This window comes from Variovorax sp. 01N425, assembly GCF_056399465.1.
In genome coordinates this window covers 1-13,835 of record NZ_JBFTRJ010000002.1, presented here as the reverse complement: position 1 = coordinate 13,835, position 13,835 = coordinate 1, and the positions used below count along the sequence as shown (strand labels likewise).

12 protein-coding genes are annotated in these 13,835 nt (G+C 68.0%); 9 read left to right on the top strand and 3 right to left on the bottom strand.

What is annotated here, in order from left to right:
- The first annotated feature begins 37 nt into the window (after positions 1–37).
- Genes AC1DSC_RS03125 through AC1DSC_RS03115 form a run of 3 tightly spaced genes read left to right on the top strand, consistent with a single transcriptional unit; the run spans position 38 to position 3,224 of the window.
- On the top strand, positions 38–1,846 hold the full coding sequence (locus AC1DSC_RS03125; protein ID WP_436287104.1) for an ArnT family glycosyltransferase: 1,809 nt from the start codon (positions 38–40) through the stop codon (positions 1,844–1,846).
- Positions 1,843–2,820 (top strand): glycosyltransferase family 2 protein, encoded by a 978-nt coding sequence (locus tag AC1DSC_RS03120; protein ID WP_012745338.1) that lies wholly within the window; start codon positions 1,843–1,845, stop codon positions 2,818–2,820. Before AC1DSC_RS03125 ends, AC1DSC_RS03120 begins: the two co-directional genes overlap by 4 nt.
- Positions 2,817–3,224 carry a GtrA family protein gene (locus tag AC1DSC_RS03115; protein ID WP_012745339.1) on the top strand — a complete coding sequence of 136 codons (408 nt, stop codon included), beginning with the start codon at positions 2,817–2,819 and terminating at the stop codon, positions 3,222–3,224. Before AC1DSC_RS03120 ends, AC1DSC_RS03115 begins: the two co-directional genes overlap by 4 nt.
- 12 nt (positions 3,225–3,236) lie before the next feature.
- Here the strand turns inward: AC1DSC_RS03115 and AC1DSC_RS03110 are convergent, their stop codons facing one another.
- From AC1DSC_RS03110 to AC1DSC_RS03100, 3 genes are read right to left on the bottom strand one after another with little or no spacing between them, the layout of a single operon-like run.
- The gene (locus AC1DSC_RS03110) at positions 3,237–4,436 is read right to left on the bottom strand and encodes an amidohydrolase family protein (RefSeq protein WP_028256314.1); all 1,200 of its coding nucleotides are present in this window, start codon (positions 4,434–4,436) and stop codon (positions 3,237–3,239) included.
- A 4-nt stretch (positions 4,437–4,440) separates the two neighbouring features.
- A complete protein-coding gene (locus AC1DSC_RS03105; RefSeq protein WP_012745341.1) occupies positions 4,441–5,232 on the bottom strand; it encodes a TetR/AcrR family transcriptional regulator in 792 nt (263 codons plus the stop codon).
- A 17-nt stretch (positions 5,233–5,249) separates the two neighbouring features.
- Positions 5,250–6,023 carry a ferredoxin--NADP reductase gene (locus tag AC1DSC_RS03100; RefSeq protein ID WP_028256313.1) on the bottom strand — a complete coding sequence of 258 codons (774 nt, stop codon included), beginning with the start codon at positions 6,021–6,023 and terminating at the stop codon, positions 5,250–5,252.
- 324 nt (positions 6,024–6,347) lie between these two features.
- Here AC1DSC_RS03100 and AC1DSC_RS03095 point away from each other — a divergent pair, with 324 nt between their 5' ends.
- From AC1DSC_RS03095 to AC1DSC_RS03070, 6 genes are all read left to right on the top strand, one after another.
- On the top strand, positions 6,348–7,964 hold the full coding sequence (locus tag AC1DSC_RS03095) for a 6-hydroxynicotinate reductase (protein ID WP_307593096.1): 1,617 nt from the start codon (positions 6,348–6,350) through the stop codon (positions 7,962–7,964).
- 167 nt (positions 7,965–8,131) lie between these two features.
- Positions 8,132–9,049: a UPF0280 family protein gene (locus AC1DSC_RS03090; RefSeq protein ID WP_436287105.1), complete on the top strand. Its 918-nt coding sequence runs from the start codon at positions 8,132–8,134 to the stop codon at positions 9,047–9,049.
- Positions 9,050–9,070: 21 nt separating this feature from the next.
- On the top strand, positions 9,071–9,712 hold the full coding sequence (locus tag AC1DSC_RS03085) for an amino acid synthesis family protein (RefSeq protein ID WP_012745345.1): 642 nt from the start codon (positions 9,071–9,073) through the stop codon (positions 9,710–9,712).
- A 37-nt stretch (positions 9,713–9,749) separates the two neighbouring features.
- Complete coding sequence (locus tag AC1DSC_RS03080) at positions 9,750–10,334, top strand: amino acid synthesis family protein (RefSeq protein ID WP_012745346.1); 585 nt, start codon at positions 9,750–9,752, stop codon at positions 10,332–10,334.
- Positions 10,335–10,407: 73 nt separating this feature from the next.
- Positions 10,408–11,613, top strand: a complete 1,206-nt coding sequence (locus AC1DSC_RS03075; RefSeq protein ID WP_436287106.1) for an ABC transporter substrate-binding protein — start codon at positions 10,408–10,410, stop codon at positions 11,611–11,613.
- 24 nt (positions 11,614–11,637) lie between these two features.
- Entirely contained in the window at positions 11,638–13,566 is a 1,929-nt protein-coding gene (locus AC1DSC_RS03070; protein ID WP_436287107.1) for an ABC transporter permease, read from the top strand.
- Positions 13,567–13,835 lie beyond the last annotated feature (269 nt).

Genomic DNA, 13,835 nt, shown 5'->3' with positions numbered 1-13,835 from the left:
TGGCCGCCCGGCGCCGGGAGTTGTTATTCAGAAGCTGATGTTTGCTGCCGCGCACTATGCGGCACTGGCGGTCTTTGTGCTTGGCTGCTGGGGCTTCGGCCGCGCGCTGCTGGCGCGCCTGGCGCCGCCGCCGCGCCGGGACGCGGGGCTGGAGGCGGCCATGGCGGCGGCCCTGGGCGTGGGCCTTTTCATCTGCGCCTTCCAGCTGCTCGCGATCTTCGGCGCATTCAAGCCGGGCGCCACCGTGGCACTGATCGCTGCCGGCGTGCTGGCGGCCGCACTGCAGCTGCGGCCCTGGTGGCGGGAAGCGCGGGCGCTGCACGTCGCTGGTGCCCCCGCCGCGCCATGGACCCGCGCCGAAAGGATCGCCGCCATCGCGCTGGCGCTGGTGGCGCTGCCCGCGCTGGTCGCGCCGCTCGCGCCGCCCGCCGCCTTCGACGAGCTGATGTACCACCTGCCCTATGCGCGGCTGGTGGCGCAGCAGGGCTCGCTGGGCATCCACGAGTGGCTGCGCTACCCCTGGTTCCCCTACAACTACAACCTGCTCTACGCGGCCGCGCTGCAGCTGGGCGACGACGTGCTGCCGCACTTCCTCAATGCGCTGGCCGGAGTGATTTCGGCGGTGATGGTCTACCGCCTCGGCATCCAGCATGCGAACCGGCTCACGGCCTGCATCGGCGCGGCCATCTGGATCGGCATCGGCGACTATTCGAACGCGCTGATCGACATGGGCGTGGCGCTCTTCGTGCTCAGTGCCTGCGTGGCGCTGTGGTGGTGGCGTGAATCAGAGCCGCTGCCGGGCGGCACGCGCTGGCTCGGGCTGGCGGCGTTCTGCCTGGGCGTGGCCGCGGGATCCAAGTACCAGGCGCTCACCTTCCTGCCGCTGGTGGCGCTGTTCGTGGTGTGGCACGAGCGCCGGCCCAAGGCCTGGGCGCTGGCGCTGCTCTGTTTCCTGGTTCCTTGCGTGTACTGGTACGCGCGCAACGCCATCATGACGGGCGATCCGTTCAACCCCATCGGCGCGCGCGTGTTCGGCTTCACCGACTGGATCCCGGCCGACTACGTGCAGCAGGTGGCCGACGTGCGCGACCATGCGGCGCGGCCCAACGCGCTGATCTGGGCCGTGTTCCTGGCACCGTTCAGCCTGCTGTGGAAGCGTTCGGCCGCGCTGCGCGCCGCGGGCTGGTTCTGCTTCTATTCGGTGGCCGTGTGGCTCTTGACTTCGCGCTATCCGCGCTACCTCACGGCCTCGTTCCCGCTGCTCGCGCTGATGGCGGCCATCGGCTGGCAGGTGCTGTTCGGCGGGATCGCTGCGGGCGTGCGCCGCGTCTTCGGGGCCAAGGGCGGGCCGGTGGAGGCCGCGCCTGCCGCCGCCGCACCCGCCGGACGCCTGGCCCTTGCCGGCGACTGGATCGTCGTGCTGCTGCTGGCCGCGCTGGCCGCGGTGTCGCTGCGCCAGACTGCGGGCAAGGTGACGATGATCTCGCCCACGCCCGAAACCCGCGAGGCTTTCCTGCGCCAGCATGTGCCGGGCTATGCCGCCATGGACTACCTGCGCCAGCATGCCGACGGGCGCGTCTACCAGATCGCGCTGAACGAGGCGATCTACTACGGGCCCAATCCGATCTGGGGCGATACGCTCGGCCCGTGGCGCTACCGCGATTTCCTGCTGCTGCTTCCGGGCGACATGGCGCGCAAGCTGGCCGCCAAGGGATTCACGGCCATCGTCATGCCGACCTCGATGGTGCCCACGCTGGCCACGCGGCCCGGCTTCGACGAACATTTCGCCCTGCTGTACGAAAAAGACGGTGGCCGGGTCTACCGCATTCTCTCGACCGCACCATGACCGACGACAACCCATCCGCCGCCGCCCGCGCCCCGATCCGCATCGCGGCGGTGATCCCCTGCTACAACGAGGCGCTGTCGATCGCGCAGGTGGTCGCGCAGTTCCGCGCGGCGCTGCCCGAGGCCGAGATCCACGTCTTCGACAACAACTCGACCGACGACACGGCCGCCATCGCACGCGCGAGCGGCGCCACGGTCACGCACGTGGCCGCGCCCGGCAAGGGCAACGTCGTGCGGCGCATGTTCGCCGACGTCGAGGCCGACGTGTACGTGACGGTCGACGGCGACGCCACCTACGACGTGGCCAGCGCGCCGCGGCTGGTGGATGCGCTGGTGGAGCGCAACCTCGACATGGTGGTGGGCTGCCGAGTCGACGATGGGCAGAACGCGCTCACCTACCGCGCCGGCCACCGCTTCGGCAACCGGCTGCTCACGGGCGCCGTGGCGCAGCTCTTCGGCGGCGGCCTGACCGACATGCTCTCGGGCTACCGCGTGTTCTCGCGCCGCTACGCCAAGTCGTTCCCGGCGCTCTCGCAGGGCTTCGAGATCGAGACCGAACTCACGGTGCACGCGCTCGAGCTGCGCATGCCCCATGCCGAGTTCGACACCGCCTACAGCACGCGGCCCGAAGGCTCGCACAGCAAGCTCTCGACCTACCGCGACGGCTGGCGCATCCTGAAGACCATCTGCAAGCTGTTCATCAGCGAGCGGCCGCTGCAGTTCTTCTCGATCCTTGCGGCAGTGCTCGCGGCGGGCGCGATCGCGCTGGCCATTCCGCTGCTGCTCACCTACCTGCACACCGGCCTGGTGCCCCGGCTCCCCACGGCGGTGCTGGCGACCGGCGCCATGCTGGCCGCCATGCTGTCGATGGTCTGCGGCGTCGTGATGCACGCGATCCGGCTCGCCCGCCGCGAAGCCAAGCGGCTGCGCTACCTCGCGATACCCGGCGTCGGGCAGTTCCGCCGCAAGCCATGAAGGCCGGCCGCGAGTTCCTGGCGTTTGCGGTGGTCGGGGTCATCGGGCTGGTGGTCGACGTGGCCGTGCTGTACCTTGCGGCGCCGCTTTTGGGCTGGTACGGCGCGCGCGTGCTGTCCTTCCTGGCGGCCGCCACCACCACCTGGGCGCTGAACCGGCGCTACACCTTCGCGGCGCGGCGCGCCCTGGGCGCGGCAACGCCGATCGTGCGCGAGTACCTCGGCTATCTCGCCACCATGCTGGGCGGCGCGGTCGTCAACTACGGCGCCTATGTGCTGGTGCTGCACTGGCTCGAAGGCCCGTGGGTGCCCGCACTCGGCGTTGCGGCCGGCAGCTGCGCGGGAATGGCGGTCAACTTCCTGGCCGCGCGGCACCTCGTCTTCAAGCCGCGGCGCAGCCCCTGAGCCGAAGGCGCCTCAGTGCGCCGCCGGCAGCACCACCGGAATCTCGGTCGCCGGCGGCGTGTTGCGGCTGCGGCCGCAGCGCACGATGCCGTCGATCATCACCATGCCCACGCCCGGGATGTCGCCGAGCTGCACGCTCTCGAGCAGGCCCGGCGCGGGCGAATGCTGCGCGCGGTCCATGAAGACGAAGTCGGCGTCGCGGCCCACTTCGACCAGCCCGCAGTTGAGCTTGCGGATCTTCGCCGTGTTGCCGGTGGCAAAGCAGAACACCAGCTCGGCCGGGATGTTTGCAATGGACGACAGCATGGCCACCATGCGCAGGATGCCCAGCGGCTGCACGCCCGAGCCCGCGGGCCCGTCGGTGCCGAGGATCACGCGGTGCGGGCACTTGAGCTCGAGCGCGGCCTTGGCCGCGGCAATGGCCACCTTCTCGTTGCCGTTGTGCACGATCTCGATCGCGCGCGAGCTCTTCTCGCACAGCTCGCACACATGCGCCTCGGGCAGCGAGGTGTGGCCGCCGTTGATGTGGCCGATGATGTCGGCGTCGGCCTCCAGCACCACGTCCTTGTCGATCAGGCCCGAGCCCGGGATCGACGGGCCGCCCGTGTGGATCGTGCTCTGGATGCCGTACTTGCGCGCCCAGGCCACCATCTCCTTGGCCTCGTAGCCGGCCTTCACCGAGCCCAGGCCCACTTCGCCGAGCAGGCCCACGCCGGCCTCGGCCAGTTCCTTGAAGTCGCTCTCGACCATGCCCTTCTCGATCACTGGCGCGCCGGCCAGCACCTTCACGCCGCCGGGGCGGAAGTTGTCGAAAGCGCGCTGCGCGGTGATGGCCAGCGCCTTCAGGCCCACGATGTCCTTGGGCCGGCCGGGCAGGTGCACCTCGCCGGCCGAGATCATGGTGGTGACGCCGCCGTGCATGGTGGAGTCGATCCAGCCGATCTGCCCCTGGCGCGGCGTCCAGTCGCCGAACACCGGGTGCACGTGGCTGTCGATCAGGCCGGGCGCCACGCAGGTCTTCTTCGCGTCGATGACGGTCTGCGCGCCTTCGAGGTCGCAGTCCTTTTCCTTGCCGACCGCCACGATCAGGCCGTCGTTCACCACGATGGTGTCGGCGTCCAGGATGGGCTTGTCGATGTCGCCCGAGAGCAGCAGCCCTATGTTCTTGATGACGACCTTGCCCGACTTTGCGCCGGCTGCGATTTCTGCCATTTGGTCAAGCCTCCCGCCGGGCCGCCCCAAGGGAGGCTTGCGCCCCCTTGGGGGGCCGCGAACGAACGTGAGCGATGGGGGTCATTTTTTCCTCGTCGTGGGGTGGGGAGTTGTTCTCTTGTTCCTGGATGTCGTCTGCGCGCACGGTGCGCAGCACGGTCTCGATCACGAAGTCTTCCCAATGCGTGATCGCCTCGGGCGACTCCAGCGGCTCGCCGAGGAAGGCCGTGAGCGTGTGCCGGTTCGAGGTGTAGAAGTAACCGGTGGACGCGATCAGCAGGTAGATGTCGCGCGCGTTCAGGTCGCGGCGGAACAGGCCCTGGGCCGCGCCGCTGGCCAGGATCTCGGCAATGATCGCCACCGCCCGCGACGAGTATTCGCGCGCCCGCAGCGACTTCGAGATGTGCCGGCCCTTGTGCAGGTTCTCGGTGTTCAGCAGCGTCACGAACTCGGGGTTCTTGCGGTAGTAGCCGAGCACGAAGCGGATCACTTCGGTGAGCGCCTCCACGGGCCGCGAGGCGTCCAGCGCAATGGCGGCCTCGGCGTCGTCCATGCGCTTGTAGATGCCTTCGAGCACCGCGATGAACAGGCCTTCCTTGCTGCCGAAGTAGTAGTAGATCATGCGGTCGTACGACTTGGCGGCCTTGGAGATCTTCTCCACGCTGCCGCCGTCGTAGCCGTACTTCGCGAACACCTTGGTCGCCGACTTCAGGATGCTGTCGCGCGTGGCCTGCGCCGCGGCCTCGCGCACGCCGGTGCGGCGCTGGGGCTTGGCGGCGGTGCGGCTGTCGGCCATCGTGCGCGGTGCGGGGCTTATTTTTCGGCGAAGGCGCGTTCGACCACGAAATCGCCCGGCGTCGAGGTGTTGCCTTCCTTGAAGCCGCGCTTCTCCAGGATGTGCTTCAGGTCCACCAGGAGGCCCGGGCTGCCGCACAGCATCACGCGGTCTTCCACCGGGTTGATCGGCGGCAGGCCGAGGTCGTCGGTGAGCTTGTTGGTCTCGATCAGGTCGGTGATGCGGCCCTGGTTGCGGAATTCCTCGCGCGTGACCGTCGGGTAGTAGAGCAGCTGCTTCTCGACCATCTCGCCCAGGAACTCGTGCTTGGGCAGGTGGTCGGTCACGAGGTCGTGGTAGGCCAGCTCGTCGACCTGGCGCACGCCGTGCACCAGGATGACCTGCTCGAACTTCTCATACGTGTCCGGGTCGCGGATGATGCTCATGAATGGTGCGAGGCCGGTGCCGGTGCCGAACAGGTACAGGCGCTTGCCGGGCAGCGTGTAGTCGATCAGCAGCGTGCCGGTGGGCTTGCGGCCCACGATGATGGTGTCGCCCACCTGGATGTGCTGCAGCTTCGAGGTGAGCGGGCCTTCTTCCACCTTGATGCTCAGGAACTCGAGATGCTCCTCGTAGTTGGGGCTCACGATGCTGTAGGCGCGCAGCAGCGGCTTGTTGTTGACCTTCAGGCCGATCATCGTGAAATGGCCGTTCGAGAAGCGCAGCGCCGGGTCGCGCGTGGTGGTGAAGGTGAACAGGCGGTCGGTCCAGTGGTGGACGCTCAGGACGCGTTCTTCGCTGAAAGCACTCATACGGAACTCAAGAGTTGGTTGGAACAGTGGAAGGTGGCTCGGCCGGAGTGCACGCCCATGGGGCATGCAGCCGCCGGCCGGCTGCGAACCCTTCATTGTCGTTGGTCGGAAAAACCCCGATGAACACCGCGAGAAAACACCATTGCAAGCATCGGGCCTGTTTGCTACATTGACCTCGAATGTAGTGAACACAACATGAAAGTGTAGGGAATGCTACACAAACGGAAGGCGGTGCACAAGCGGGCAGGCGGCACGTTTGTTGCAACCCTCCGCTGACCGAGTTTCCCCGTGCCCGACCCGCATCACGCCCACGAGATCGCCCCGATGACAGAACACACCAAGACAGACGGACTGCCCGGCATGGACATGCCGGTGGCCTTCGAAACCGGCGCCGGCGCCTTCGGCAAGGCACCGCCGCGCAACGAGAAGATGAGCAGCGCCAAGGTCGAATGCAACGCCTGCCCGGTGCTGTGCCAGATCTCCGAGGGCCGCACCGGCGCCTGCGACCGCTATGCGAACAAGGAGGGCGTGCTGGTGCGCGTCGACCCGGTGCTGCTGCTGCGCCGCGAGATCGCGGGCGAGGCCCCGGTGCTGGTGCCCTTCGACCGGCCCGCCGCCGAGAAGGCCGAGGGCAGCGTGCCCGACTGGAACGGCGACCTGCTGCATGCCGACGAAGTCTTCGTGACCGGCGTGGGCTCGTCCACCACCTATCCCGACTACAAGCCGGCCCCGTTCATCGTCGCTTCCAAGGCCCAGGGCGTCGACATGGTCACCGTGGTCACCGAAGGCATCTTCAGCTACTGCAGCTTCAAGGTGAAGATCGACACCGACCGCTTCCTCGGCTCCGAGCAGGCCAATGTGCGCTACCGCGGCGAGGTGGTCGGCCATGTCACCACGGCCGAATACGGCTCGCAGATGCTGTCCCTTGGCGGCGTGCACCACCTCACCGGCGGCAGCAAGAAGGAAGGCCGCATGACGGCCGAGCTGATGCAGCTGCTGGGCAACAAGAAGGCCGTCGAATGCACCATCGACGGCGGCTCCACGCTCGTCATCCAGGCCGGAAAAGCGCCCATCGTCAATGGCGTGGAAGAGCAGCGCATGCGCGTGGGCTGCGGCTCGGCGGCCGTGGGCATCTTCGCGCGCCAGTTCGCGGGCGTGGCCGACGAGGTGGTGGTGGTGGACGACCACATCACCGGCGTGCTTACGGAGCACCAGGCCGGGCGCTGCCTCGACATGGCGCCTTCGGGCATCCAGATGCTGGGGCGCAAGTCCACGCCGGGGCGCTACTTCCAGGTGGCGAACCCGGGCAACGGCTGGGGCGGCACCGACATCGCCGATCCGCTCTCGATCATCGAGGGCTGGGAAGAAGGCGTGGCGCGGCCGGGCCTGCGCCTCCTGATGACCTCGACCACCGGCGAGCATGCCCAGTGGTACGTGCTCGACGAGGCGCTCAAGCCGGTCGAGCAGCCGATGCCGCCCGAGGTGCGCCGCATCGTCGAGCGCATCGGCGAGAACTGCGAACCATCGCTGTGCACCGTGCTGTTCCTCGGCGGTGCGGGCGGCAGCCTGCGTGCGGGCGTCACCGAAAACCCCGTGCTGCTCACGCGCGCCATCAAGCGCGCGCTGGTCAACGTGACCTGCGGCGGCGCGCCGGCCTATGTGTGGCCCGGCGGCGGCATCACCGTGATGGCGGACGTCATGCGCATGCCCGACAACAGCTTTGGCACCGTGCCCACGCCGGCCATCGTGGCGCCCATCGAGTTCAGCATGCGGCGCGACGACTACCTGGCACTCGGCGGTCACATGGAACACATCTTCCCGCTCGAGCAGGCGCTCGCGCGCGGCGCCTGGCAGGAAGACGGCGCGCCGCTGGCGCGGCAATGGGTCGTCATCGACGAGGCCAATCCGTGGCCGCTCGGCCACCCACCCATGCTGGGTTGAGCGATGCCCACATCAATGTGCGCCGTGGCTGTTGCTCCTTCCCCTTCCGGGGGAAGGCTGGGATGGGGGCGGGCAGAGCGCCCGATGGATGCGCCGCTTGCCCCCGCCCCGGCCCTCCCCCGGAAGGGGAGGGAGAAACACCGCGCCGTCCCCGCGCCCTTGCTGCCATGACCGCCCAACGCACCGCGCTCGACGCGAGCCGCTGGCACTTCAACCACGGCCCGATCGACATCGTGGCCGAGGCGCATGGCGACCCCTACGCCGTTGCGGCCGCGCACGACGCGGCCTGGGCGCGCTTCGGCCATGTGCTGGACGAGCTGGTGCGCGAGCTGCCGCTGCTGCGCCGGCCCACGAGCGACGGCGTGCGGCCGCGCGGCGTGGTCGGTGCGCGCATGTGGGATGCCTGCGCGGCGTTCTCGCCGATGTTCATCACGCCGATGGCGGCGGTGGCCGGCTCGGTGGCGCAGGAGCTGATCGCGTTCTACGACCGCCCGGGCATCGAGCGCGCCTGGATCAACAACGGCGGCGACATCGCGCTGCACCTTGCGCCGGGCCAGTCGGCGCGCGTGGGTGTCTATGCCGATCTCGCACGCTTCGACTGGCGCAAACATGTGGAGGGTGAAAGCGGCATTCTCACCACCGACGGCCAGTTCGAAATCAGCGCCGCACAGCCGGTGCGCGGCGTGGCCACCAGTGGCTGGCGCGGGCGCAGCTTCTCGCTGGGCATTGCCGACAGCGTGACGGTCCTGGCCGCCACCGCGGCCGAGGCCGATGCAGCCGCCACCGTGATTGCCAACGCCGTCGACGTGGACGATGCCGCCATCCGCCGGCGCCCCGCCAGCGAATGCAAGGACGATAGCGACCTGGGCGAGATGCTCGTCACGGTCGACGTGCCGCCGCTTTCGCCTGCGCAGGTGAAAAGCGCGCTCGACACCGGCGCCGTGTGCGCCAAGGTGCTGCAAAAAGAAGGGCTCGCCTGGGCCGCTCTGCTCGTTTGCCAGGGGCAGTGGCGACTTGTCGAACCCTTATGCTCGAAGTCGCTGGCCAGTGCGCCGGCCGATGCAGTTGGTTCAGTATTTGCTTAACGAAAAGCAAGGTTCCTTTACATGATCGATATACGCCGCGTCTTCACCCATGTCGAGCACATCCACCACGAGTTCGGCCCGCGCGCCGCAACGCCGCTGGTGCGCGGTGCCATCGGCGCGGTGCTGGCCAATCCCTTCGCGGGCCGCTACGAGCCCGACATCCTGCCGATGATGGCGCTGCTCGACCCGGTGGGCGTCGACATGGCGCACAGGCTGCACGCCGCCATGGACGTGCCGCTCGAGCAGATCGCCACCTACGGCAAGGGCGCCATCGTCGGCGCCGCCGGCGAGCTCGAGCACGGCGCGCTCTGGCATGTGCCCGGTGGCTACGCCATGCGCGAGCTGCTCGGCTGGAAGGGCGACCGCGCAGCCTACACCGCGGGCAAGGCGGAAGAGAAGACCGGCCAGCCCGGCAATGCGCTGTCCATCGTGCCCTCGACCAAGAAGGTCGGCCCGCCCGGCGCCGCGCTCGACGTGCCGCTCACCAACATCAACGCCAGCTACGTGCGCGGCCAGTTCGACGCCATCGAGGTGCGCGTACCCGGCGCGCCGGCGGCCGACGAGATCGTCTTCATCCTCGCGATGAGCACCGGCTACCGCGTGCATGCACGCGTGGGCGGCCTGCTCGCCAAGGACATCAGCAAATGGGACGGCCTGCGCTGACCTGATGAACAAGAGACACGAAGAAGGAACACAAGACATGACTGCCAACATCCGCAAGCTCGTCGTCCAGGTGGACGAAACCCGCAAGGAAATGGGTCGCGATATTTCGCCGCCCACGCGCCGCGCCGTCGCCATTGCGGTGATCGACAACCCCTACGCGGGCCGCTTCAGCGAGAACCTCGACGAGCTGATCGCCATCGGCGAAGAGCTTGGCGCGCTCTTGGGGCAGAAGGCCGTGAAGGCGCTGGGCATCGAGCCCGGCCAGGCGCAGAGCTACGGCAAGGCCGCCATCGTCGGCGAAAACGGCGAGCTCGAGCATGCCGCTGCCATCCTGCATCCCAAGCTCGGCGCACCGCTGCGCGTGGCCGTCGAAAAGGGCGCGGCGCTGGTGCCTTCGGCCAAGAAGCGCGGCACGCTGGGCACGGCCATCGACGTGCCGCTCGGCCACAAGGATGCGGCCTTCGTGCGCAGCCACTTCGACGCCGTCGAGGCGCGCGTGTCCGACGCGCCGCGCGCCAACGAGATCGTGGTGGCCGTGGCCGTCACCGACAGCGGCCGTCCGCTGCCGCGCATCGGCGGACTGCAGGCCAGCGAGATCAAGGGCGAGGACGGGCTGCGCTGAATCCATCCATCGCCGTTCGCGCGCCCCTCCATCCCCATTGCTTTTTCCTCTTTCGATTCCAAGGAGTTTCCCCATGAGCCCATTGCGTCACGTCTTCAGCGCCGCGGCCGTTGCCACGCTGGCCACCGCCCTCGTTCCTGCCCATGCCCAGGGCGTGATCAAGATCGGCGAGGTCAACAGCTACAAGGCGCAGCCCGCCTTCCTCGAGCCCTACAAGAAGGGCATGGAGCTGGCCGTGGAAGAGATCAACGCCAAGGGCGGCGTCAACGGCCGCAAGGTGGAGCTCATCACGCGTGACGACAACGCCAACCCCGGCGACGCCGTGCGCGTGGCCGAGGAACTGGTGGCGCGCGAGAAGATCGACGTGCTCACCGGCACCTTCCTCTCGAACACCGGCCTGGCCGTGGCCGACTTTGCCAAGCAGAAAAAAATCTTCTTCCTGGCCGGCGAGCCGCTGACCGACAAGATGACCTGGCAGGGCGGCAACGAATACACCTTCCGCCTGCGCCCCGGCACCTACATGCAGGCCGCGATGCTGGTGCCCGAGGCGGCCAAGCTCAAGAAGAAGCGCTGGGCCGTCGTCTACCCCAACTACGAATACGGCCAGTCGGCCGTGGCCGCGTTCAAGACGCTCCTGAAGGCCGCGCAGCCGGATGTCGAGTTCGTCGCCGAGCAGGCGCCGCCGCTCGGCAAGGTCGATGCGGGTGCCGTGGTGCAGGCGCTGGCCGATGCCAAGCCCGATGCGGTCTTCAACGTGCTGTTCGGCGCCGACCTTTCCAAGTTCGTGCGCGAAGGCAACACCCGCGGCCTCTTCAAGGACCGCACGGTGGTGAGCGTGCTGACCGGCGAGCCCGAGTACCTCGACCCGCTCAAGGACGAAACGCCCAACGGCTGGATCGTGACCGGCTACCCCTGGTACGGCATCCAGACGCCCGAGCACAAGGCCTTCTTCCTGGCCTACCACGCCAAGTACAAGGACTACCCGCGCCTGGGTTCGGTGGTGGGCTACAGCATGATCAAGTCGGTGGCGGCCGGCGTCGACAAGGCCAAGAGCACCGAGACGCCGAAGCTCGTCGCCGCCTTCAAGGGCCTGCAGGTCGACACCCCGTTCGGCAAGATCAGCTACCGCGCCGAAGACCATCAATCCACGATGGGTGCCTTCGTCGGCAAGACGAAGAACGAGAACGGCAAGGGCGTGATGGTCGACTACACGTATTTCGACGGCGCCAAGTTCCAGCCGAGCGCCGCCGACGTCAAGAAGTCCCGCGCCGCCGACTGACCTTTTTCCGGAACGCTTGCACCCATGAGCCTCTCGTCCCTGCTGCTTCAGTTCCTCACCGGGCTGTCGTCGGCTTCGTCGCTGTTCCTCGTGGGGGCCGGCCTTTCGTTGATCTTCGGCGTCACGCGCATCGTCAACTTTGCGCATGGCTCCTTCTTCATGGTGGGCATCTACCTTGCCTACACATTGGTCGACAAGCTCGGCACGCTCGGCTTCTGGCCGGCCGTGCTGATTGCCGCGCTGGCGGTGGGCGTGATCGGCGCGCTGATCGAGATGGTGCTGCTGCGCCGCATCTACAAGTCGCCCGAGCTGTTCCAGTTGCTGGCCACTTTTGCGCTGGTGCTCGTCATCAAGGATGCGGTGCTTTATTTCTGGGGGCCGGACGAATTGCTCGGCCCGCGCGCGCCGGGCCTGTCGGGCTCGGTCGACATCCTGGGCCGGCAGTTTCCGACCTACGACCTGTTCCTGATCGTGGTCGGTCCGGTGGTGCTCGGCCTCATGTGGCTGCTGCTCACGCGCACGCGCTGGGGCACGCTGGTGCGCGCCGCCACGCAGGACCGCGAGATGGTCAGCGCGCTGGGCGTGAACCAGGCCTGGCTGTTCACGGCGGTGTTTGCACTGGGCGCCACGCTCGCGGCATTGGGCGGTGCGCTGCAGCTGCCGCGCGAGCCGGCCACGCTGGCCATGGACCTCAACACCATTGGCGCGGCCTTCGTGGTGGTGGTGGTGGGCGGCATGGGCTCGATTCCCGGCGCGTACGTGGCGGCGCTGCTGCTGTCCGAGATCAAGGCGGTGTGCATCTGGCTTGGCGTGGTCGAGATCTTCGGCTATAGCGTGTCGTTCTCCAAGCTCACGCTGGTGGTCGATTTCATCGTGATGGCCATCGTGCTGGTGTGGCGCCCCTGGGGCCTGCTCGGCCGCCCGCAGGCGCCCAGCCGCTACGTGGGCATGCAGGAAAAGCCGCTGCGGCGCGCGAGCAAGGGCTACCTGTGGCTCGTTGCCGCGCTTGGCGTGGCGCTCATGGCGATGCCGCTGCTCACCGCCGATTCGCCCTACACCACGGTGCTGATGATCGACCTGCTGATCGCGGCGCTGTTCGCGGCCAGCCTGCACTTCATCATGGGGCCGGCCGGCATGCATTCGTTCGGGCATGCGGCCTACTTCGGGCTCGGTGCCTATGGCGCCGCCTTGCTGGTGCGCACTAGCGGCATGCCGATGGAGCTTGCGCTCATCGTCGCGCCGCTGGTGGCCGCCATCGGCGCGTTCGTCTACGGCTGGTTCGCGGTGCGGCTTTCGGGCGTGTACCTGGCGATGCTCACGCTGGCCTTCGCGCAGATCACCTGGGCCGTGGTCTACCAATGGGATTCGTTCACCGGCGGCAGCAACGGGCTCACCGGCGTGTGGCCTTCGGAGTGGCTGTCGGACAAGCGCACTTACTACTGGCTCACGCTGGTGCTGGTGGCCGCGGGCATTCTGATGCTGCGCCGCGTGCTGTTCTCGCCGTTCGGCTATGCACTGCGCGCGGGGCGCGATTCGGTGCTGCGCGCCGATGCGATCGGCATCGACGTCAAGCGCATGCAGTGGACGGCCTTTGTCATTGCGGGTGCGGCGGCGGGGTTGGCCGGGGCGCTCTATGCTTTTTCGAAGGGCAGCATCTCGCCTGAGAGCTTGAGCGTCGACAAGTCGGTGGACGGGCTGGTGATGGTGCTGCTGGGGGGCATCCAGACGCTCGCGGGGCCGGTGGTGGGGGCTGTCACTTTCAGCTGGCTGCATGACACGGTGGCGCGCAATACCGACTACTGGCGGGCGACGCTGGGGGCGATCATCCTGCTGCTGGTGCTGCTGTTTCCGCAGGGGATTGCTGGGTTTGCGAAGCAGCTCAGTGAACGTTTGCTGCGGGGGCGTCGTCGGCGTTCAGAAGTGGATGTTGCCTTGACGGAGAGGCGGACGTGAAGGGCGGTTGTCTTTCGTTCTTTGGGGGTTCTTTTTTTGGCGGGGGCCGGGTCTCGCCCCGGCGGGCGACCTACTTTTCTTTGCTTCGCCAAAGAAACGTAGGCAAAAGAAAGGCGACCCTACTGTCTGCGTCCCTCCGCTTCGCTGCGGGCAACCTGCGGTGCTCGATTACGGCGGGGGTCCGCAGAACTCGCTCCACTGCGTTGCGCTCAAACAGCTGCGGCCCTGATCCCGCCTCCATCTGCGCTCCTCGGCGCATACAGAAGGGG